At 53.6% G+C, this 22,029-nt stretch carries 18 protein-coding genes and 5 pseudogenes; 9 read left to right on the top strand and 14 right to left on the bottom strand.

The features are described 5' to 3' along the window. Positions 1-45: 45 nt before the first annotated feature. Together QFW87_RS13005 and QFW87_RS13000 are read right to left on the bottom strand one after the other, a co-directional pair. The gene (locus QFW87_RS13005) at positions 46-864 is read right to left on the bottom strand and encodes a hypothetical protein (RefSeq protein WP_283190693.1); all 819 of its coding nucleotides are present in this window, start codon (positions 862-864) and stop codon (positions 46-48) included. 98 nt (positions 865-962) lie between these two features. Further along, positions 963-4,505: a hypothetical protein gene (locus QFW87_RS13000; protein ID WP_283190692.1), complete on the bottom strand. Its 3,543-nt coding sequence runs from the start codon at positions 4,503-4,505 to the stop codon at positions 963-965. 1,470 nt (positions 4,506-5,975) lie between these two features. Here QFW87_RS13000 and tnpB point away from each other — a divergent pair. Together tnpB and QFW87_RS12990 are read left to right on the top strand one after the other, a co-directional pair. Then, entirely contained in the window at positions 5,976-6,626 is a 651-nt protein-coding gene (gene tnpB, locus QFW87_RS12995; protein WP_283190691.1) for an IS66 family insertion sequence element accessory protein TnpB, read from the top strand. A gap of 81 nt (positions 6,627-6,707) precedes the next feature. Continuing rightward, a pseudogene (locus QFW87_RS12990) lies at positions 6,708-8,240 on the top strand (IS66 family transposase); the annotation flags it as partial. A gap of 112 nt (positions 8,241-8,352) precedes the next feature. Here QFW87_RS12990 and QFW87_RS12985 read toward each other — a convergent pair. Continuing rightward, the gene (locus QFW87_RS12985) at positions 8,353-9,390 is read right to left on the bottom strand and encodes a GGDEF domain-containing protein (protein WP_283190690.1); all 1,038 of its coding nucleotides are present in this window, start codon (positions 9,388-9,390) and stop codon (positions 8,353-8,355) included. 317 nt (positions 9,391-9,707) lie between these two features. Between QFW87_RS12985 and QFW87_RS12980 the strand changes: the two genes are divergently transcribed. Then, entirely contained in the window at positions 9,708-10,019 is a 312-nt protein-coding gene (locus tag QFW87_RS12980; protein WP_283190689.1) for a hypothetical protein, read from the top strand. Positions 10,020-10,065: 46 nt separating this feature from the next. Here QFW87_RS12980 and QFW87_RS12975 read toward each other — a convergent pair. The 3 genes and pseudogenes from QFW87_RS12975 to QFW87_RS12965 all read right to left on the bottom strand — a co-directional run. After that, a pseudogene (locus tag QFW87_RS12975) lies at positions 10,066-10,224 on the bottom strand (LysE family translocator); the annotation flags it as partial. Continuing rightward, positions 10,225-10,440: a hypothetical protein gene (locus QFW87_RS12970; protein WP_283190688.1), complete on the bottom strand. Its 216-nt coding sequence runs from the start codon at positions 10,438-10,440 to the stop codon at positions 10,225-10,227. A 196-nt stretch (positions 10,441-10,636) separates the two neighbouring features. After that, positions 10,637-11,413, bottom strand: a complete 777-nt coding sequence (locus tag QFW87_RS12965) for an SDR family NAD(P)-dependent oxidoreductase (protein ID WP_283190916.1) — start codon at positions 11,411-11,413, stop codon at positions 10,637-10,639. A gap of 212 nt (positions 11,414-11,625) precedes the next feature. On the opposite strand from QFW87_RS12965, the pseudogene QFW87_RS12960 reads away from it, so the two are divergent. Then, positions 11,626-12,957, top strand: a pseudogene (locus QFW87_RS12960) (IS4 family transposase). Positions 12,958-13,204: 247 nt separating this feature from the next. On the opposite strand, the gene QFW87_RS12955 reads toward QFW87_RS12960, so the two are convergent. Continuing rightward, a complete protein-coding gene (locus QFW87_RS12955; RefSeq protein ID WP_283190915.1) occupies positions 13,205-14,104 on the bottom strand; it encodes a LysR family transcriptional regulator in 900 nt (299 codons plus the stop codon). 184 nt (positions 14,105-14,288) lie between these two features. Here QFW87_RS12955 and QFW87_RS12950 point away from each other — a divergent pair, with 184 nt between their 5' ends. Next, complete coding sequence (locus QFW87_RS12950) at positions 14,289-15,299, top strand: NAD(P)-dependent alcohol dehydrogenase (RefSeq protein ID WP_283190687.1); 1,011 nt, start codon at positions 14,289-14,291, stop codon at positions 15,297-15,299. Between the two features lie 132 nt (positions 15,300-15,431). On the opposite strand, the gene QFW87_RS12945 is transcribed toward QFW87_RS12950, so the two are convergent. From QFW87_RS12945 to namA, 4 genes are all read right to left on the bottom strand, one after another. Then, entirely contained in the window at positions 15,432-15,815 is a 384-nt protein-coding gene (locus tag QFW87_RS12945) for a nuclear transport factor 2 family protein (protein ID WP_283190914.1), read from the bottom strand. Positions 15,816-16,104: 289 nt separating this feature from the next. Continuing rightward, positions 16,105-17,124, bottom strand: coding sequence for an alpha/beta hydrolase (locus QFW87_RS12940; protein WP_283190686.1), 1,020 nt, complete (start codon positions 17,122-17,124; stop codon positions 16,105-16,107). A 210-nt stretch (positions 17,125-17,334) separates the two neighbouring features. Beyond that, the gene (locus QFW87_RS12935) at positions 17,335-17,718 is read right to left on the bottom strand and encodes a nuclear transport factor 2 family protein (RefSeq protein ID WP_283190685.1); all 384 of its coding nucleotides are present in this window, start codon (positions 17,716-17,718) and stop codon (positions 17,335-17,337) included. A 62-nt stretch (positions 17,719-17,780) separates the two neighbouring features. After that, positions 17,781-18,821, bottom strand: coding sequence for an NADPH dehydrogenase NamA (gene namA / locus QFW87_RS12930; protein ID WP_283190684.1), 1,041 nt, complete (start codon positions 18,819-18,821; stop codon positions 17,781-17,783). 112 nt (positions 18,822-18,933) lie between these two features. Here namA and QFW87_RS12925 point away from each other — a divergent pair, with 112 nt between their 5' ends. Beyond that, positions 18,934-19,323, top strand: coding sequence for a winged helix-turn-helix transcriptional regulator (locus QFW87_RS12925; RefSeq protein ID WP_283190683.1), 390 nt, complete (start codon positions 18,934-18,936; stop codon positions 19,321-19,323). A gap of 50 nt (positions 19,324-19,373) precedes the next feature. Here QFW87_RS12925 and QFW87_RS12920 read toward each other — a convergent pair. Next, positions 19,374-19,445 (bottom strand): annotated as a pseudogene (locus QFW87_RS12920) (hypothetical protein); the annotation flags it as partial. 241 nt (positions 19,446-19,686) lie between these two features. Between QFW87_RS12920 and QFW87_RS12915 the strand changes: the two are divergent. Beyond that, positions 19,687-19,887 (top strand): SDR family oxidoreductase, encoded by a 201-nt coding sequence (locus QFW87_RS12915; RefSeq protein ID WP_349294115.1) that lies wholly within the window; start codon positions 19,687-19,689, stop codon positions 19,885-19,887. Here QFW87_RS12915 and QFW87_RS12910 read toward each other — a convergent pair. Together QFW87_RS12910 and QFW87_RS12905 are read right to left on the bottom strand one after the other, a co-directional pair. After that, positions 19,836-19,958: pseudogene (locus QFW87_RS12910) on the bottom strand (TetR/AcrR family transcriptional regulator); the annotation flags it as partial. The gene QFW87_RS12915 and the pseudogene QFW87_RS12910 sit on opposite strands and share 52 nt — an antisense overlap. 35 nt (positions 19,959-19,993) lie before the next feature. Beyond that, the gene (locus QFW87_RS12905; RefSeq protein ID WP_349294111.1) at positions 19,994-20,695 is read right to left on the bottom strand and encodes a TetR/AcrR family transcriptional regulator; all 702 of its coding nucleotides are present in this window, start codon (positions 20,693-20,695) and stop codon (positions 19,994-19,996) included. A 150-nt stretch (positions 20,696-20,845) separates the two neighbouring features. Here QFW87_RS12905 and QFW87_RS12900 point away from each other — a divergent pair, with 150 nt between their 5' ends. Together QFW87_RS12900 and QFW87_RS12895 are read left to right on the top strand one after the other, a co-directional pair. Next, positions 20,846-21,487 (top strand): TVP38/TMEM64 family protein, encoded by a 642-nt coding sequence (locus QFW87_RS12900; protein WP_283190911.1) that lies wholly within the window; start codon positions 20,846-20,848, stop codon positions 21,485-21,487. Positions 21,488-21,592: 105 nt separating this feature from the next. Then, the gene (locus tag QFW87_RS12895; RefSeq protein ID WP_283190682.1) at positions 21,593-21,979 is read left to right on the top strand and encodes a nuclear transport factor 2 family protein; all 387 of its coding nucleotides are present in this window, start codon (positions 21,593-21,595) and stop codon (positions 21,977-21,979) included. Positions 21,980-22,029: the final 50 nt, after the last annotated feature.

Genomic DNA, 22,029 nt, shown 5'->3' with positions numbered 1-22,029 from the left:
TGAAATCATAGGTGCGACGAGGTATTAGTCCACCATCTTGGCGCTCTAGCTTCGGTCGATTTTGTCCCAAAACTTATGCTTTTCGACAGAGGCAGAATACGCAAGCCAAATTTCCTTTCCTGTGAATATGTTTCTCTTCCAGAATTTCAAATCAACCACGATTTTAGAAGTTAAGCCCCAATGCTTTAGCCGTCCTAGTTTCCCCGATGCGTACATGTAGCAACTGGCAGCATCTATAGTTGCCTCTTGTTTGACTGTATGAATGAATTCTAAATTGTAGATCTCGCCCCACTTTTCGACATCACCTTGCGCCCGCCCTAACAAAGGCAACAGATTATCCATTGGGGTAAATTTCTGACCTATTACGGGAAGTGACGGAAGCGTCGCCCCATCAGCCCTCTCCGCGTAAAGTATTCTTACTTGATAAGTATTATAAGGCAGGCGAACACTACGACCATCATCAACCAATTTCAAATCTCGAAGAGGAATGCTCGGTAGCGCGGTTTGAACCACGACTTCACCTACATCATACAGTGTCACAACATCCTGATACCGCATGACATCAGCGAACGCTGTTACACACAACACAATCTTTTTGAATTCAGCTCCATCATGTGCGGACACTCTTAGCACTGGATTCGTAAGTTTTCGCCTTAAAAAATATGTTTGCCAAATCACATCGCAGCTAATTCCGCATCCGAATTTCTCAGGCTTGTCTACTTTTAGCGCTCGATAGATGTGGTGCTCGGTTGAAGCTTTATATGCCTCTTCAAATAGAATTCTCTCGACAAGCTCAAATGCAGGCTTAAAAGCTCGAATCAATACAGACTTGACAGATCCTGATAAAATAGAAACTATATCCATTAGACAACCTGCTTAACAGTAAAATTAATAACGATTGCTCGGTGATACTAATCCACAGTCCATTCACAAGAGCGCGCGATTAGCCTTTTCACGCTACCTTATCGAAAGGCAGCACGTTCCATAAGGGCTAAGCGAATATGTAAAACTTCCCACGTCAGATCCGTTATGGTTCCGCGTAGACCGGCTGATAAATCAGAAGCCAATCTTACGTCCACTTCATTTTCCAGTTCATTCTGAAAGCGACTGAATATACGACTAAGAGAACCTGCTGCGTCGATAAGCACATCATCTGCAGTATCTTCTAGCTTCGTCGCGATGCACTCCATACTGTGTCGGTATCGCTCCATCAGGCTCGTTACAAATTCAAGTTCTTTGGCATTCATCTCACGCCCTGATTCTGCGCAAGCTGCCGACATAGCACTGATGGCATCCAGCGCCTCATCATAAGACTTCAAATCATCATCAATTATCGGGGGGTACGGCAAGCTGTCTTTCCATTTGTCAGCGAACGTGGCGTCAGGGAATAGCGAAAGTATGAAAGTCATGCCAATAGGAGATAAGCACCCATTGATTACCGCTCCATAGCTAATCGTTGCGTTGTTTGATAGTGCAGCTGCCACTGCGGAGAAAGCTTCTTCCGTGGTTAACCAATCAAAAAGCGTCTCTACCTTCAAGAGAACAGCAAACTCAGCATCAGGCCATTGAGCGCCACTGCTTTTAGATTGTCTACGCGAATACACTTCGACGTCTAACCCTTTGTCCGCCATAGCGAGCCGTATCTGTTCTCGGCGAGCGGATGTCAATGAGTCAGCCCTTTGAAACGCATCATTCGCAGCGCGATGTAGAACTGAGTGCCGACGACTCATGGTACGAAAGCGGCTTGCAGAAACGCGGCGCTGATCCGGATTCATAGCAGCGTCGGCAAGTACCGCGCGTATCTGCCGAAGCGTCTCGGCTATTTGAACCAACATTTCCAGGGGGGGCTCGCTGGTCATGCGCCATAACTCTGGGCGATGCAATAACTCCGCGTCGCGCACCAAGCTAGCTGTCCGAGCAGCCATTAGGTTGGGCTTTTCCGAAACTCCATCAGTCAGTTCAGTCATCAGTCGTTGCAGACCTGTAACAAAGTCATGAAGTTTGTCACCATCATTCGACTTACCTGGTGCTAGAGGCCCGGAGATTGACTCACTAATACTCGGAGGTTGAATGAACGTTGTTAGCCAATCTCGAATCTGCAGAAGCATTTTCCACTTCGCTCCTGGGATTTCCATCCGACAGTAGAAATCCCCCGCCTCCCTCAGCTTTACTCCAAGTTCATTGATTGCAACGGCTAAGTCTGTTGTGCGCTGGGTCTCGGTGGGAGCAGCTACCAATCGGTTGATCGCTCGAATTTGAGCCTGGTTCCAGGCAATTCGTATCGGAGCTATGACGGCATGGCGAGGCATTCGTTTGGTGTTCTGAGAGTGCGCTCCATACCCAACGGGATGGCCGTCGCAGAAGATCGCGTCTGAAATAAGGAGCTCGGCATCAGGTACCACAGCGCTCATGGCCGTGCATAAACGTACGACCTCCTCATTCAGGTCTGACTGAACCTCAGAATGAACGAAACGAACGTACCCAGTCACACTGAGCTTGCCATCAGACTCCCCGATTTCAGGGCAAGTTACCCAAGGTGTCTCACGGTACAAGCGATTTATTAGAGCGGACGTGCCTCCGCACATCTCAATGACAGCTCGTGCAGCATCTAAATCTACTTCTCTTAAAGTGATTAGAAGAGCTAGAAGGTCTTCCAAGGAGGTATTAGTCAAGTCTCCACTTGGAATGCACTTGATAGACGGCGGTGATTTGCAACCGACAATTGGTAATAAGGTCGCTGCCAGCTCGGCTGCCTCGCTAACACTTAATTGGGCAGGCCAAGCGCTTGCTGCCATCTTGATCAAAGTATTACGAAGATCTACGACATCGACTTTCGAGAAGGAGGCATGCGCTATCTTCGGTTTGGCGAACAACGGTTCGTCGCCGAAATCCACGCTCGCGAGAGTAAACATAAAAGTGAACCCGCTTAAGCGGTCATCAATATCTACTGAACGAGAAATTTCCAACCATTTTTCTGCAACTCGATCCGCGGTTGCGAGTCCGAGGCCATGAAGAACTGGCGTCCAGCACCGCCCGTCTTCTGTCTTTAGCCGAGCGACGAGCCCCTCCAAAATGGCTTTTTCCTCTTCAGGCCATCGTCGCAGCACCCGAACGATGAACGCCGCGAAAGTATCGCTCGCAAGGGTTTCAGCTGCCGCTGTGACTGCCCGACTTCTAGCTTCACCGAGAAGCTCACGGATGGCTACGTCAAGATATGTCGAGCGGATCTCGTGCAGCCCCATGAGTGCACCATCAGGCCTGGCCCGCACCGCATGCTCATCGACCAGTCGCTGAAGCAACTTTGCAAAGCGAGGCTCATCCATTCCAGAAAGTATTCGAAGCCGAACTGGGTCTACAGCTGCCCCTTGAGCAGCAGCGAAGGAAATGGTCCTTAGAATCATCAGCTCATCGCCCCGGTCTTCAGCAAGACGACGACGCACCTGCTCACGAATCGTCTCCTCTAGCCGCTCCCCGGCAGTTAGTAAGTGGGTGTACTCGAGAAGCAAACCGTTACTTAGCTCAAATGGCTCTTGCCAGTGACTGAAAACCACTGAGCCGGACGTTTGCAGAGCTTTCCATATTCCGAATGCCAGACTCTCATCCAGCTTGGGCCGGATCGTCGGAGTACGAGCCGCGGATGACAAAAGAAAGATGTCCTCCTCTCTCACCGTTCCAATGGCAAGCAGACCTGCCTGAGCCTCTACCTCCCGAACGAGCGAGTCCCAACCCGACGTCTCCTGCCGGCCCACATCGTCAACAACGAAGCCTACGGGGCGCGCAGGACTCGCTTCTAATAGTTTGGCGAGCTGAATGAGTTTTGCTACGTCGGCAACCTGCAACTCCCGAATGCGATACCAACGCACTGCATGACGCGTATGGTGAGCGGACAACCAGGCAAGAGCTGATTTTCCAGCACCAGAAGGTCCCGCGATCAAAGCAAATCGCTTTGCCTCAAGGCCGGTTAAAATGTCTGCCATCAACTCCGGTCGAGCGAATACTAGACCAGCACCAACGTGCCCCGGAACTACGTTGACACCTCGATAGAAGGCACCAGATGGCATCGGTTCGCTGAAGTTTGCGATCTCAGCTAGGCCAGCAGTCAAAGCAACGTAGCCGATAGGATCAATAATCCCTTGAACTCCATCGATACGCATCTGTACATCGCTGCGACCCAACGTCTCTGGCTTGTCGCTCGATGCTAAGTAGTTGGAATCAGATGCTTTCCCAGCCTGTTCGCGAAGTTGTTGGAGAACTAGCCGCACACCCGCAGGCGGTAGTGATGTACTGGAGAGAGCAGTGCAGCCACGATCTAGCGGGTCGGGCTCAATCACCAAGTGGGTGCGTGCTAGTAAAGCCTCGACGATACCACTCTCGGGTTGCCCTAATGCCTCTGCCAAAAGCTTTTCGAATTTCGTCAGATCTTGGCCACTTTCCGCAAGCGTTACGATCCAACCTGTAGGTTGAATACCCTCAAGCGGTCGCTCTAGCACCAGTGCTAGTCTCACCCGATTGGATTCACGCCAGTCGAGCGGGAGATCCTTAGCGCTTTTGGCAAGGTGTTTTGCCGTCTCAGATTGGGAGAAGACACCCTGAGGATCATGCCTGGCCTTGAGCTGGGCTCTAAACTCAAGCTCAGGTCCGTGCAAGGTAAGGTCGTCGACCCCTTCCGGAATGAGCCGCGTCCAAGTGGCTTCGCCACTCCACGCCAATGAGGCAAGCCAAGCGGTTACTGCGTCTTGATACCGAAAACCCCGACCAGCCCGTGCACCTGATCGAGTCATACTCCAAAGCTCAGGGTCAATTAGCAACTGCCGAGTTAACCCAGGAAATTCCATTTTTTGGCGTCTCTTTCAATTTTGCTGCTGAGCTTAATTGAGTTTGCTTCAAAGGTGAAAAACAGATCTCCGGCTTGATTGGATCGCTCAATGTGTAACAAATTATTTGCAACAGGGTGCGGACTAAGACGAGCAACATAGCTTTTTCATTGGAGGCGACGAATTAAACTCACAGGCCTAGGAAAAGCGGGTGTCAAAGGTATGAACTGAAACGCAACACCCAGCGAAACGACCTGCTCTGTATAATAATGTGTCAGGACGGAACTTTTACCAAATGTCTGTTTCCACTTACCTACGAACGGAATTTCGCAAACCACCGAACCCTAGCGAAATCATGAATATGGCGGCCTTCCCTGATCTAAAGTCTTAGCTATAGGTTCACAAACCGGTGTTCAGCCAATTTTTCGATGATCACGTTGCGCCGATAGAAATCATAGCGTGCGATTCGTAAGCAATTGGCGAGCACAAAACCACGCTGTTAGCGTCTAGCTCGCGGAGAGAATTTATCACTGCTCCGTTTGTCCCTATCCCTTTGTTTCCGCCGTACAAACATTGGCACGCTGATAGTCCTGAGAATCACAATATTTGTTGTCGGCTAGAAGAGCTCGATCCCGTCAAGCTGCCTTCCCTCAGCCTGTGGTACTGCACAAGATTTTTGGAGGCGGCCGCTCACAATTGGCCGCCTTCCCGTGCGAGGGAACTTTACGATTTGGTGACCAGAGTCGCGGAGAAAATGCTCAACTGGAGATACCTGAATGGCATCTCACTTCTGGACTGGGATCACTCGGAGTTTTGTAATTTCATCAATTTTCTGAAGCAGCCGCCAGATGCGTGGTGTTCACAAACACGTCACAGTAAATTTGTATCAACTCCCCTAGCCCCGTTTTCAGAATGGAAATTCAACGAAAAGTGGCGACTGTTCTGTCGTTCTATTGACGGCACGACTGTTAGATTCCAAAGCCGCAGCGATTTACAGAGGTCTGCACAAATTGTGCGAGAGTTCTTCGCGTATTACATTTCTACTACGGGTATTAGAAGTATGCGTCCGGCCAAGTCATCTACCCAGCCCCGCAAAGCCAAGACATGGTGTGCACTTAAATTTAAGTGGGCACCAGTTCTAGCCTTTTAAGCGGGTATTTCATGCAGCCACAACGCCGTTCCTACTCCAAATCCTTCAAAGCCCAGGTCATTCAAGAGTGTGCCCAGCCCGGCGCTTCGATCGCCAGCGTCGCGCTGAGCCACAGTCTCAACGCGAACCTCGTCCATAAGTGGATTCGGCTACAGTCGCAGAAAAGTGTCGCCCTGCAACCTGCCTTTATCCCGGTGGCATTACCGTCGCCAGCGTCACGATCGGATTTCACCCCGGCCATGATCTGCCTCGAAATCCCACGTCAAAGTGAACTGGCCGACCGACAGCGCGGCTGCCTGTGCGACCGTTCTTCGAGACCTGTTGCGATGATCCGCATCGACGCCATCTGGCTCGCCACCGAGCCCATGGACATGCGCGCCGGCACCGAAACCGCGCTGGCGCGTGTGGTCGCCGTGTTCGGTGCGGCGCAGCCGCACTGTGCTTATTTGTTTGCCAACCGCCGCGCCAATCGCATGAAAGTGCTGGTGCACGACGGGTTGGGTATTTGGCTGGCGGCGCGCCGCCTGCATCAAGGCAAGTTCTTCTGGCCGGGTTCTCGACACGGCTCTCAGATGGAATTAGGTGCCGAACAACTGCATGCCCTGGTGCTGGGTTTGCCTTGGCAAAGAGTTGGGCCAAGCGGCGCGATTTCCATCGTGTGACGCTTGCCATGGCCAGCCTGGCCGTGCAATTGTCCGATGAGTCTATCGCTGGTGTAGCCTTGCTCTGGCAAAATCGGCGGCATGACTTCGCTTCCAAACCTCGACCAACTAACCCCTGAACAACTGCGCGCTCTGGCGGCGCAGTTGATGCGGCGTGTCGAGAATCTCGATCAGAAAGTCGAGACGATGGGTAAGCAAATCCACCATCACAAAACGGTCAACGAGAAACTGGCCCACGAGATCGCGCAGCTCAAGCGCTTCAAGTTTGCCAAGCGCAGCGAGCAACTGAGCCCGGATCAGGCCAGCCTGCTTGACGACCTGATCGACACTGACATCGCAGCCATCGAAGCCGAACTTGAAGCGCTACAACCCGCTCCCGTTTCGACCGAGGCTCGGCAAAAACCCAAGCGTACCGCCTTGCCGCCGCAGTTTCCGCGCACCCTGATCCACCACGAACCCGACAACAGCCACTGCCAGTGCGGCTGCGCCCTCAAGCGTATCGGCGAGGATGTCAGCGAGAAACTCGACTACACGCCAGGCGTGTTCACCGTCGAGCGTCATATCCGTGGCAAGTGGGTCTGCGGCCAGTGCGAAACGCTGATCCAGGCACCGGTTCCGGCGCAGGTCATCGACAAGGGCATCCCGACCGCCGGCCTGCTAGCCCACGTGATGATCGCAAAGTTCGCCGACCATTTACCGCTCTATCGTCAGTAGTCGATTTTTGGTCGGGCCGGTCTGGTCATCGCCCGCTCGACCTTGGCGCAATGGGTCGGCAACTGTGGTGTGCAGTTGCAGCCGCTGCTCGATGCCCTGCGCGATGCTGTTCTCGAACATGGCGTAATCCATGCCGATGAAACACCGGTGCAGATGCTTACGCCGGGCGCAAAGAAAACCCATCGCGCGTATGTCTGGGCCTACGCCACCAGCCAGTTCTCGGACTTGGCGGCGGTCGTTTACGACTTCAGCCCGAGCCGCGCCGGAGAGCATGCACGCAGCTTCCTGCGAAACTGGAAAGGCAAGCTGGTCTGTGATGATTTTGGCGGCTACAAGGCCAGCTTTGAACTCGGCGTCACCGAGATCGGCTGCATGGCCCATGCACGGCGCAAGTTCTTCGAACTGCACGCCACCAACAAGAGCCAGCTCGCCGAACAGGCCTTGCGCTACATCCAGTTGCTTTACGAAATCGAGAGCGAAGCCCGCAACCTTGAACCGGATTTACGCCGCCGAATACGGCAAGAAAAAGCTGTACCGGTGATGGATGCTCTGCATGCCTGGATGATCGCCCAGCGCCAGATCGTGCACGACGGCTCGGCGATAAGCAAAGCTCTGGATTACAGCCTCAAACGCTGGACGGCGCTGTCGCGCTACCTCGATGACGGGGCCGTACCCATTGACAATAATTGGTGCGAAAACCAAATCCGACCATGGGCGTTGGGTCGCAAAAACTGGCTCTTTGCAGGTTCGCTACGCAGCGGCAAACGGGCGGCGGCGATCATGAGCTTGATCCAGTCGGCGCGGCTCAACGGGCATGATCCGTATGCTTATTTGAAGGACGTCCTCACGCGCCTGCCGACGCAGCGGGCGAGTGAAATCGATCGGTTGCTTCCGCATAAATCGAGCCAAGCCCACGAACCGGCGAGCTCATCCACTCCATCGCAGCCGCGACGTCCCGTTCCACCATATCCTGTGGGGCTATGTGGTTGCAGCAAGAGTCCGAACACCAGTTTCAGTTCACTCGGTTGCGCCCGCTACGCTTGGCTCGATAGAGCGCATCATCGGCACGAGTCAGAAGGCTTTCCACATCGTCACCAGCTTTGGCGAGGGTGACACCAAAGGACGCAGTTACAGTGTCTAGCACCTCATCCGTGCCACGAACCTTGATCCGCAGCGCCTGAATTTTTAGGCGCAGTTGCTCAGCAAAAGTATGAGCACTGGTGAGATCAAAACACTCTTGCAGGACTACACAGAACTCTTCACCGCCATAGCGTGCCGCCAGGGCCTGAGGCGGGATTGAGTTCCGCAACACCTGACCAACATGCTCAAGTACGCGGTCGCCCAAAGGATGGCCATACCGGTCATTGAACTGCTTGAAATGATCGATATCCAACATGACCAATGCCACCCCATGAGGAGCGTTGATCAATGCATGCTCCAGCAAGCGAGTGAAGGTAGCTCGGTTCAACACCTTAGTCAGACCATCCAAAGATGCAGCCAGCTGGGCTCGCTCGAGCTTGTCTCTCAGACTCTTGATTTCATTTTGCGCTGAGTGCAGCTGGGAGAGGAAAAGCTCTTGCTGATCCTGCATGACCTGGGTGCTCTGTTGCAGCTCGCTCAGAATGGCGGGCAACCTTTGGTCGACCGGCTCCGCGAGCATTTCCATGCAATGGCCAAGACTGGCTTGAAAGTTGGAACTGCCATTCACGCTACGCGAGACATTACGCTCCATGTCGTCAACCAGATTGATCGCTTGTTGTTGCCCTACGCGCGCCTCCTCCAATTCGTCACGAATGATGTAGTCGCGAAAAAGCTTCGTAGCGGATTCTGGAGGGAAACAGTCGAAGTCTTTGACCACCCTGTCCAGATGGCGATTAAGCTCTGGCTCCTGACCTTTGCTGTAGGTGTACCAGAGAGCATAGTGCACGGGATTTGGTGGAATGTTGTGACGCACCATCAGTGGTACGGCCTGCTTCAGCAGAGCCGCCGCCTCGCGGGAGTCCTCTGGATACAGCGTTAGGGCAGTCGCACGCGTCTCTGATTGGCTCATAACGTCACTGTGAGTTGGTTTTATTGGCATATATGAAGTCGGGGGCAGCATATCCTTACGTACACCAAGCAGCCATACATAAGTCCATGAGTAAGACGTCCAGCGTTCCTGTCGATTACGAAATCATCCCAGGCATGTGCCCAATTTGACACGATCGCCGTGTTGGAAGAAATTGATGATCCGCCTCTTCTCTTCGACCTGAAATCCTGTGGCTGTATCTGCAGCCCAGATTTTCGACACGATCGATTGGATGTTCCCCAACTGGCCACTGGCTCAGTCGATTACTGGGTGCCTGGTTTCCTAATAGGAGTAACAAATTGCTGACTCGGCCCGACAAAGACGCGCTACGTGCGATGCTGGAATCGCAAGTTCAAGAAAAGCTACAGCATGACCCTGACGCGGTAACGACTTATGCAGCACAGCCTGACCCCGAACGAAAGCCATACACCAGTAAGCCCACGGTTCAGGACAAGGCATTTCACAGGGAGCTCGATCAGATGCGTGCAGATGCTGAAGCCGGAGTGATACATAAATCAGTGCGCGAGCCAATGGACGATGGTGAGTCTAGCCTTGCGCTCGATGATTACCCTGGCTTGAAAGAGGCAGGCTCTGCATCAAATCAGTGGTGATGTTTTGGCGCCTGTGCTGCGGGAATGGTATCTAGCCGCCCTCCTCTTATGCAGCCTGTCGCATGGTCAGGATGGCTGCTCCGAAGCAGATGAACGTCGACCCAACTACCCGGCTAACCCACCGGGATAGCTCGGGACGGGCCAACACGCCCTTGGCCCAAGAGACCAGTGCGGCATACAGACTAAGAAACGTTACCGAGACCGATCACGCGAGCTTTATGGCTCCGCCCTGGATATCGTCCCGCGCCATTCGCAAGTCATTGGCGTCTTGGTTGAGCCGATGGATCATATTGAGCAACCGCTGGCGCAGCACCTCATCTTGGAGCTGCTCAGCAGCACGCATCATATCGAGCGCCGCTACCTCATTGTTAGTGGCGACGGAGTCGAGCAGTTTGCGCATGCTTCTTGATGACCGATTCATCTATCACCTCTACAGTTATCGGTGACGCGAATCATAAAGTCGGAATGTTGCGTCGGTGTTTCAATAGCACGAACTGTTTTTGTATTTCTGCTGAAATTGGCCCCTGTTGAAGGCTCGACTCAGGTAGCCAAAGCATTTAAGAGCTCATTTCGGGCTTAGTGCATCGTGTTTAGTTGAGAAAATTTTCGTGAGGATCTTATTTTGACTTGTTCTCAACCAAACAATTACCACCGTCCACTACGAGTAATTCTCCTGTGACGTAACTCGCTTCAGGTGAAGCCAAGAACGCAACCGCAGCGGCCACTTCCTCTGGCCGCCCCGCCCTTCCAATAGGTGTAGAGCGTGCTGCTCGGGATTCATCGGAAGTGCTCGATCCTGTAGTAATCCAACCTGGGGCAACTGAATTCACCGTGATACCAAGTTGAGCAACCTCAAGGGCAAGGCTCATGTTCATGCCTACCATTCCCGCCTTTGCCGCACTATAAGCAGCCTCTCCTGGATTACTGGCTCGTGTGCCTGTGGTTGAGCTGATGTTCACTATGCGGCCATATCCTCTAGCCCGCATCCCAGGCAACACCCCTTGAGTTAACAGGAACGCAGTTGTCAGATTTCTAGCGATGGAAAGATTCCAAGTTTCGAGGCTCGTACTCGTGAACTCGGCGAACGGTTCTGGACTCCCTTGCATCGCCATACCGGCATTATTTACAAGAATATCGATGCGGCCCCAGACGGCCTCAGCCCAAGCGACGAACTCTCTAACCTGAGTTTCCTGAGTTAAGTCTACCGGTCGACCCTCTGCTTCGAAGCCGGCGGCGCGTAACTCCGCAACCCGCTCATTGATGCGTGCGCTGCTTGCCGTGACGATCAGCTTGGCCCCTTGAGCCCCAAGACGATGGGCAATAGCCATACCGATTCCAAGCTCACTGCCCGCTCCACTCACAAGCGCCACCTGATCTGCCCAGCTTGAATTCATCATCCTTGCCTCTGTTGAAGGTTTGCGAGAAGCACACGAATGGAGGTGTAGCAGATAGCCGGAAACGCCGGTTGAGGATTTGGTCGCTGACGTCGATAAACTGCAAATAAAAAGGGCCTTCGAAGGGTAATGCCGATCAGTTAAGCCCTCTTGCTTGACCTTTGGCCGCAAGAAATCAAAATCCGATGCCTGTACTGGCATCGGATTTTTTTATGCGTCTCGCTCGGGCCCTGGAACTGACCCACAATATCGCCTCCACCCCTAACTCAATCGAGGGACTGGATTCTTTACTCGATCCATCTTTGGTCGAGCAGGCACTTGAACAGGCCGGCGTGGCGACCCTGCGCAAGCGGCGTTTGCCGCTGGAAATGATGCTTTGGTGCGTGATCTCCATGGCGTTCTTTCGCCGCATGTCGGCCTGGGATGTGGTCAGCCGCATGATCATCATGCTGCCGGGACAACGTCCGCTGGTGGCGCCCAGCGCCGTAGTCCAGGCCTGTCAGCGATTAGGCAGCGAAGCTGTACGACAGGTCTTCGATCTGATTCAGAAAAGTTGGCATGAGGCGGCCGGTCATCCGACTTGGGCCGGTTTGCGCTTACTGGGTGTCGACGGCGTCGTCTGGCGAACACCCGATACCCCCGAAAACCGTGCGCGTTACGACTCCGCCAGCAACCAGCATGGCGACACTGGTTTTCCTCAGGTGCGCATGGTCTGCCAAAGGGAGTTGACCCGCCACTTGCTGATCGGCAGTGCGTTTGGCGGCTACCGCAGCAGCGAAATGAAGCTGGCGGAACAACTGATCGAAACCACGCCCGATCACTCGTTGACCCTGTTCGATCGCGGCTTTTATTCCCTGGGTTTGCTGCACCAGTGGCAGCAAGCCGGCACCGAGCGCCATTGGCTGATGCCACTGCGCAAAGGTGCGCAGTACGAAGTGACTCAGCGCTTGGGGCGCCAGGACGCTGTGGTCTCGTTGAGCACTTCGCCGCAGGCCCGCAAGCAATGGCCGGGGCTGCCGGAGCGCCTGACCGCGCGACTCCTGAGCAAAACCGTCAAAGGCAAGGTGTGTCAGATCCTGACGTCGATGGCCGACCCGCTGCGCTTTCCATCCGACGAGATCGTCGAGCTGTACAGCCAGCGATGGGAGATCGAACTAGGGTTTCGGGAGATGAAACAGACGCTGCTCAACAGCAGTTATACGCTGCGCAGCAAGACGCCCGAGATGATCGAGCAAGAGTTGTGGGGCGTGTTGCTGGGCTACAACTTGTTGCGCTAGCAGATGGTGGAAAGGAGCCGTCATTGTCCGGGTATTAACCCGTGCGAAATGAGCTTTACCGCGTGTACTTGGGCAATTTTAGGGTTTATCAACAGCGTTTCGGCCGACCGTTCCGGGAACATCCCCAAATATCTGGCCGAGCTGCACGCCTCTGCCCCGCATTATGTTCTGCCGCATCGACGGGAAGAGCGCATTTATCCCCGCGCCATAAGGCTCAAATCACCGAAATATCCGATCAGAAAGAAAAATGCCAGTCAGCTTAACTGACTGGCATTAGCCTTCGAAGGGCCCTTTGTACTCAACAAAAAATCACTTGGTCAGCCAGGACTCGACGGTCGCAGAGCCGTGTTCTGCTTTCCATTACTTCCGCATTTGTATTGCCAATGTATTTCTCAAGACTGTGAGGAAACGATTGGGTCGATTGCTGCCCGGTACACGGTAGTTGATGATCGTACGCCCAACACATTTTACGGCAAAAACCTATCTCTATGCCGAGTCGGCATACGACTGCAGCTTAGTGAGATTTGAACCAGCTAGGGTGTAGCACTGGAAAATGATCCTTTAACCAATCCACAAACGCATCCACCTGAGGTGCAAGATGCGTTCTGCTTGGGTACAGCACGGAAACCAGGCGAGGCTTTGGACGAAATGCCCTGAGCACTTCAACCAGTTCTCCGCTTGCGAGGAAAGTCTCAACGGTAATTCCCGGGGCTTGAACAATGCCGAAACCTGCAACACCGCATTGAACGTAGGCATTCGACTCATTCACAGTGATACCACCATGAGGCGTATGTGGACGATCTTCACCGTCTACCGAAAAATGCCAAGGCAGCGGTCTGTTATTCTGACCAGAAAGGAAGCTGACACATCGGTGGTCTGATAGATCGTTTAGGGTTCTTAGTGGCCCGCAAGCTTGGAGATAACCTGGAGACGCACAGGTCACCATGGTGGCGGTACCAATTTCTCTAGCTACCATGCTTGAGTCCGGGAGGTCACCGATTCGCAATGCACAGTCGATGCCCTCGGCTACGAGATCTACCGCACGGTCGGTCACGCCCAATGAAAGCTCGATTTCGGGAAATGTCTCCGTAAACTTTCTCAGGTTTTCCATGAAGCTGTGCTGGGAAAATGCAGTGGGGATGTCAATGCGAAGCCGTCCCCGCAACGTCGATCCACTACGGTCGAACATGGAAGTGGCTTCTGCGATTGTTGCCAAAATCTCTTTGACACGCTCATAAAATCGCTCGCCCTCAGCAGTCAGTTTCACTTTACGGGTAGTGCGTTGGAACAGGCGGACACCCAGCGAAGCTTCCAGATCCTGAATGGTGCGTGTGACGTGCGGGCGTCCTGCCTGCATTGCCTCCGCGACTTTGGTGAAGCTTCCCAACTCAGCCAGCTTGGCGAATACCTGCATCGACTGTAGAAGCTCCATAAGTCTCTTTCTCGGGAAACATGATAACTGGATGATTGTTGCTGATCAGGATAACAATCCTGTTGGTTTCTGCACATTTATCTAGTGCCGCGAAATCTCAACAATGTCCTCAGCGTAAGGGAGGAGCTTTCCTCCCCTGCACATTCAAAATTGCTGGAGACTGAAAATGAAAGCGTGGCTTCTGAAAGATTTCGGATTGGACAATCTTGTGCAGGGGGAAGCTGAGACACCCGTGCCCAAAGCTGGAGAACTGCTGGTAAAAGTGGGGGCTGTATCGCTCAACTTCCGAGATAAGGCTATCGTTGACGGCATCTATGAGCCTCATATGGTGCCCAAGCCGCTAATCCCTGTAAGCGACGCAGCAGGTACTGTCGTAGCAGTCGGTGATGGCGTCAGCCGCTTCTCTATCGGAGATCGAGTTAACTCACACCTTTACTCACGTTGGTTGGATGGCATGCCAGGGCCAGATGAGCCTAACTACTGCTTTGGCTCGCCATTGCCGGGCGGGCTGGCGGAGTACATGATTATCCATGAAGACAGCGCGGTACGTGCTCCCGACAACATGTCAGATGAGGAGGCTGCGACCCTTCCAATTGCTGCTCTGACGGCATGGTATGCGCTCGTTGATTTCGGCCAGATCGAGGCAGGCCAAACCGTTTTGGTTCAGGGCTCAGGGGGTGTTTCTGTTTTCGCAGCACAAATTGCAACGGCACTTGGCGCCAAAGTTATCGTCACCTCCAGTCGAGATGACAATCTGCAAGCAGTGAAAAAACTGGGTGCTGTTGCGGGTGTAAATTATCGCACTAGCCCTGAGTGGGCAGAGGAAGTACTAAAGCTCACTGACGGCAAGGGGGTCGATCTCCTGCTGGATGTGGCAGGCGGGGATGGCATCAATCAATCGGTTGCAGCGACAAAGGCAGGTGGACGTATCGCACAGATCGGCTTCCTGACCGGCCAAACCTCTGCGCTGAACCTGATGCCTTTGATCTTCCGGCAAACAACGATTCGTGGCATCGCCGTTGCTCCTCGCTCCTCATTTGATCGCATGAACGAATTCTTGAATGAGCACAAGATTCGCCCGGTAATCGACCACGTGTATCCATTTGATCAAGCACGCCAAGCGTATGAGCACTTGGCCAGAGGCGCCTTTGGTAAAGTAGTAATCAAAATTTCGTAAGGTCAAGAAAGGACTGGGTCATCCGGCGGTTGAATACCGACTCCACTAACTAAAGTCGATGGCTGTGATCGAAGGGTTCCAGCGCAGAAGCCCTAGATAGTCGAGCACAAAGCCGCCGGACGGCTCAAGTAATTAAGGCGCTATATGCGTTTGGAAAATCTTGCTAACCACAGTCCACTTACCTTCGACTTTCAGCAGATGGAAGAAGTCAGTGAAAGAGATACCTGACATGTCGTTAGCGTCGATGCGAGCGCTAGCCGCGGTACCGACGATCTCGATGCGGACTATAGCGGCCTGTGCGTCAGGAGATGGACGGAAACCCTTGTCGATCCCATCGAACAGGATTGGAATCGCGCCGCCTGCCAGCTTGCCATCGGCGCCGACGCTGTACATCGTTGCATGTTCGTTGAAAGCGGGCTTCATGATACTGCTCTTAGCCTGCTTGCAACCCTCAATATACTTGCTAAGCACCTCAGTGATAGCTTGGTATTCTTCTACGTACGTAGGTTTGCTCACTGTTTTACTACTGACTTGTTGGTCACTCGATAGGTTAGCTGCTTGAGCAATCGCGCCCAAGCTCGAAATTAGGGCCACAAAAAACAAACTCTTGATAGAAGTAATTTTCATTTATTCACTCTTAATTTAATAAGGATTGCGATTATTGATTTATGCTCAATTGCAAAAAGCGCAGCAGGTGTTCCGAAAAACTTTGGTGCTACTGTAGCTTCGCAATGAAATTAACGATGTTTTTTCAATAAAGAATTCCGCAGTTTCACCGAGACCTGCGGACTCTTTGTTTTTGAAATTACTTGCTCAGGTTGGTCTTGAGTTCCTGAGATGCCTGCGCAATCGCGCTGCGCGGCGTCGGCAGATGGCTGAACGCGTTCGACAGCCCGAAATCGTGAATCATGCCGTTGTAGCGAACCGTCTTCACTGGTACACCTGCAGCGTCGAGCTTGCGGCCGTAAGCTTCAGCTTCATCGCGCAGGACATCGAATTCGGCAGTTTGGATCAGCGTAGGCGGCAGGCCCTTCAACTGTTCGCCCGTGGCCTGCAGTGGAGAAGCGTAAATCTGTTTGCGTGCCTCTGCGTCGGGTGTGTAATTGTCCCAGAACCACACCATCATGTCCTTCGTCAGGAAATAGCCGTTGGCAAACTCCTTGTACGACGCAGTGTCGAAGTTGGCATCTGTCACCGGACACAGCAACACTTGCGAACTCAGTGTTGGTTCACCCTTCTCGTTGGCCATCAAGGCAACCACGGCGGCAATGTTCCCGCCTGCGCTGTTGCCAGCTACGGCGAGGCGTTTGCCGTCTACGTTGATCTCCTTGCCATGTTCGGCCACCCATTTTGTCGCAGCATAGGCTTGCTCGATGGCGACGCCGTATCCCGCCTCAGGCGAGAGGGTGTAGTTGACGAAGACCGCCACCGCGCCCGAGCCTACGACCAGGTCACGCACCAGCCGTTCGTGGGTCTGGAAGTCGCCCAACACCCAGCCGCCGCCGTGGAAGTACATGAACGCGGGTAGTGTTTTCTGTTTGCTGCCGACAGGGCGAACGATGGTCAGCTTCAGGTCGCTACCGTTGACGCGGATCGTCATCTCGCTGACATCAGCTGCCGGCAAGGCCACTTGGGGAGCAGCCTGGGCAGCTACCAGCGCGGCGCGGGCATCGGCCGGCGTCATGGAGTCGAGCGTCTTACCGCCTTCAAGGGATTGCAAGAATTTTGCGGTGTTGTGTTCAACGCCGGGCTGGCTGGCTGCAAAAGCACTACCAAGGGACAGGGTCGCGGCGGTGAGGGCGAGAGCGGAGGTGAGGGTTTTCATGATCTTTCCTTTGTATTACCTGAGTGTGTGCATCGTTTCAAATAGCGAGCTACTTCATATTTTTGTTGCGTCCTCACTCAGGCAGTGGAAGACAACGTCTTCCAGGTCGTGTGTCGGACGCACAGTTCCAGCGCCGCTCGTCTGCAAACAAAAACACAGCAGGCATGCTGGGAAGCCTCATCCCCCCGCGTCCCCAAGGAGGACAGAGGTTCAAGGCGCGACGTGGGTGTGGAAGATCTTGCTGACTACCGTCCACTTGCCATCGACTTTCAAAAGATGGAAAAAGTCGGTGAAGGAGATGCCTGACATGTCGTTGGCGTCGATGCGAGCGCTAGCCGCCGTACCGACGACCTCGATGCGGACTATAGCGGCCGGTGCGTCAGGAGATGGGCGGAAACCCGTGTCGATGCCATCGAAGAGGATTGGAATCGCGCCGCCGGCCAGCTTACCGTCGCCATCGACGCTAAACATGGTCGCTTGCTCACTGAAAGCTGGCTTCATGATGCTGCTTTTGGCCTGCTTGCAGCCCTCAATGTACTTGTTCAGCACCTCGGTGATGGCTTGGTATTCTTGTACGTAAGTCGGTTTGCTCATGTTTTTACTCCTGCTTCATTGGGTTGCTATTGATCACTGATTTGATTTATGCAAAAAAAGCTTCAGGCTTTGGTATCAAGCCAGACAGATCCATAACGCGTGTAGGCCTCAGGAATCTTGATGACTTCCCTCAGATCATCTGCAGCAGTGCGAACCCAGAATGGATCTCGCAGCATTTGTCGCCCTACAAACACCAGATCAGCGCGGCCGTTTTGCAAGATTTCTTCGGCCTGACGCCCACTCTGAATCACACCCACAGCACCTGTAGCAATATGCAACTCCTTACGCAGTAATTCAGCGGCCGGTACCTGGTACCCCGGGTAGGTCTGTACCTTGACCATCTTGATTCCGCCGGAGCTGCAGTCGATCAGGTCAACACCCTGCTCTTTCATCCAGCGACCATATTCAAGGAACGACTCAGGCGTGTTTCCGCCTTCGGTGTAATCGGAGCTGGAGATCCGAACGAATAACGGACGATCACCCCAATGGGTTTTGACTTCCTCCAATACTTCGCGAAGGAAGCGATAGCGACGCTTGGCATCACCGCCATATTCGTCCTCGCGCGTATTGGCCAGCGGCGAGAGAAACTCATTCAACAAGTAACCATGCGCGGCATGGATCTCAAGTACATCGAATCCGGCGTCGCTGGCACGCCTTGCGGCATCGCCATAGAGCTTTACCAAACCCGGAATTTCATCAGACGCGAGTTCGCGAGGAACAGGGCTGGTTTCCGTGAACGGAATCGCCGATGGTGCGATGTGAATGAGATTGGGCAGGTCAGCATTGCGCCCCGCATGGCCAATCTGAGCGCCGGCTTTTGCACCAAAGCTGTGAAGCAGTTCAGTCAGCGCCTTCAAGCCAGTAACGTGCTCATCGCTCCAGATGCCGAGGTCACCGGCCCCGATACGGCCATCGGCGTGGACGGCCAGCGTTTCGGGAAAAATCAGCCCCGCCTGACCTAAAGCCCGAGCACCGTAATGAACTCGGTGCCAGTCAGTGACAAAGCCATCATCAGCGGCCATGTGCATGCACATAGGCGACATGGCGACCCGGTTTTTCAGTTTCAGGCCTTTGATTTCATGGGGGGATAGCAACAAGCTCATCTGGCATATTCCGTAGTGGTCGATACAGAATTATGCTAGCGTAAGCACAATAATTACGTAAGTACGCACATTTTTGTGCTGTAGGCACATTTTTTATACTAGGGAGATATCAGTGAAGAAATGCATTCCTCAGGGTGAGGTTGAAGCGTTTGCTTGCCCCGTTGCGTTCACAGTCAATGTCATCGGCGGGAAATGGAAATCTCTCATATTGTTCCATCTGATGTCCGGAACGAAGCGGTTCAACGAGTTGCGACGGCTAATGCCAGATGTAACTCAGAGGATGCTCACGCTCCAACTGAGGGAGCTGGAGACTGACAGGATTATCCATCGCGAAATCTATCGTGAGGTTCCGCCCAAGGTCGAGTATTCGCTCACAGAATTAGGCAACACACTTGCGCCTTTGGTCAGTGCAATGCGGGAATGGGGAGCGGCTCATGAGAGTACGATCTTAGAGTTCAGGCGCTCTGCGGTCGATGACGATCAGTTTGAATCTCTGGCCTAGTTTTAGATTCTATTGCCTTAATGACTTTGTTTTGGATGGGCTGGCTCACATTAATGAGGCAGCAGTTGGACGATCTCATTCGCTTGCTGCGTCGGCAGCCGCGTCAGCAAATCTTTGAGATAGGCGAAGCCTTCAAAGGAACAAACTCAGGCAGCGCCGGCGCTAACTGATCCCGATAAAGAAGCAGCAATTTGCGAATGATGTTGGCGTTGAACACGAGTGATGGCAACGCTGACGAGGGTCACCCCGGGTTGCAGCTACTCCACAACGACCTGGATTTTGAACGGTTTGCGTCAACGAAGCACTTCCCTAATTTGCGGCCCTATGGACTAAGGTCTGTCTGAGCAGTTGGGTTAGCACGGCATCACCGTAAACTGCGTCCAGCCTGGCCTTATTAATACTGCTCAGATCCGTCTTCTGTACCCTAGCGAAGAGCCGCAAAAATTTGATCAGCGTGAAATCGCTGTGCGCGATTTCGGTGAGCCCGAAGATGTCGGTAACGCCGTGACATTTTTAGGTACGCCAGCGATGCAAAGCACTTCTGCCAGCCCTACGGCGGTATAGCCTTTGTTGGTCATTAGCCTTTTAGCAACGTCAATGATGTTTTGACGCATCTCTTCGGCAGGTTTCTTCATAGTGCGTTCAGAACACATAGAACCCGACCAGTCGTCTAGATAGCAGCGGCATCAGACACCAGTGGTGGCAGTAGGCGCACGGCATGCGCCGCGAGGCGGCGCATTTGCGTGACCGTCAAGCCATCCCGTGCCTGAATCGACATTCCTTCAAGCATGGTGTTTAGCGCACCGGCCAATGATTTCACCTCCGTACGCGCGGGCAGCTGGCCATCCGAGATGGCGCGCTTTAGGCGTTTGACGAACAACTCTTTTCCTTCTTGGCGCAGCGCTTCGATAGCCCCTCGAACTTCGATAGAGTCCTCTGACACGCTGACTGCGGCCGTTGCCACCAAGCAGCCGCAAGGTGCTTGTGGCGACAGCAGAATGCGAGCCGACGCATCGAAGAAGTTCGCGATTGCGCTATGCACGTCGCGCTCAGCTTCCAGGGCTTGCCAAGTCGAATGCCAGTACTGGTGCTCGTAGAAATCCACTGCCTCTAGAAACAGCTTGGCTTTGTTGCCGAAGGCCGCATAGAGGCTGGGCGGGTTTATTCCCATTGCAGTGCATAGCTCGGCCACCGATGCCAGCTCATAGCCTCGCCGCCAGAAAACGTCGAGGGCCTGGGTCAGCGCCTGGTCGCGATCAAAGCCACGAGGACGCCCTTTGTTACGCGTAGAGGGGGGGGTAAATCCGATATCCGACATGGTTTGTTGAGCCTCGTGTTTAACAACCAGCTTGACTTCATCTATAGCGGTCACTATACAATAGTGATATCTGTAGCGACCACTACGTATATATGGCTTCAGGTACCAAGTGCGCAACGGAGAGCGGTCAGGAGTGAATCGTATGCGACAAAAGAAAGGTGCTTGTATCCACGGGCTGTCCGTAGGGGCGGAGCCTTGATCGATATGGTCATGAATCAGGTCGCATCACTGATAGACGTGCTGCGCGCGTATGGTTCTTACGGAGCCATTTTGTTCGCAACCCTATACCTATTGGCCACGCTGGCCTTCATGCCTGCCTCGCCACTGACAGCTATCGCCGGTTTTTTGTATGGGCCACTGTGGGGCACATTGCTGGTATTACCAGTAGCCGTAGTGTCGGCCACATTGGCTTTCTTCATTACGCGTTACATGGCGGGGCCTTGGGCACGACGCTATCTCGACCGGAAACCTCGACTAGCGGCAGTTGATCAGGCAGTAGCCCGAGATGGCTTTCGCATCGTACTCCTGCTTCGGCTGTCCTCTATCGTGCCGTTCGCTCCGCTGAGCTATACGCTCGGCGCTAGCAGTATGAGGGGCCACAGTTTCGCGCTGGCGTCCCTGTTGGGACTACTGCCTGGCACCTTTCTTTATGCCTATCTTGGGTCTCTGGTTTCCGATGTCGCGCAACTAATTCGCGGCGAGGTGCCTGTGAGTTCCTATTCGCATTGGTTGTCCTGGGGCGGTCTGGTAGCAGCATTGTTGGCGCTGTGGATCATTGCCCGCTTCGCACGACAGGCAATCCGTCAATCAACTGTTGAAGGTTCGAACGATGAGCAAGCTGTTTGAATCCCTAACTCTGCACACCAAGGGCGATCGCGGGATTTGACCCCGACACCCGCGGATACCCCCACCTTTTTTCAAAGCTACTCTCAACCAACCAGGAGCAACACCATGAACAAGCCCAACTATGTGCAGGAATATCAGGCCATCGTTGACGTACTGAATAAGTACAACGAAGGCTGCAAGCAGGCCAAGAGCAGCATCATGAAGCCCGCTTTCAGCGAGCAAGCAACAATCTTCGGTGTTGACGCAGACACCAAGCTGGTTGGTGGCCCGATTCAAGAGCTGTTCGATGCCATCGATAATCCGCCATTCCGCCCCTCGCCTGAAGCCCGCGGCGCAATCGTCAGGATCGATATAGTGGGTACCGCAGCTAGCGCTCGCATTGACACCAATGACGTCTCGGGCTTTTGCTTCACCGATTTCTTCAACCTGTTGAAGGTCGAAGGTCAGTGGACTGTCGTCAGCAAGATCTACCACACCCACGTGGCTCCGTAACCGGCTCTTGGGTAGCCCGCGCCCGCATCGTTGGATGCCGGGCGCCTCCT

Source organism: Pseudomonas sp. PMCC200344, assembly GCF_030053095.1.
GTDB classification, from domain to species: Bacteria; Pseudomonadota; Gammaproteobacteria; order Pseudomonadales; family Pseudomonadaceae; genus Aquipseudomonas; species Aquipseudomonas svalbardensis.
The sequence above is the reverse complement of the archived record's forward strand: the minus strand, read 5'-3'. Positions and strand labels throughout refer to the sequence as shown.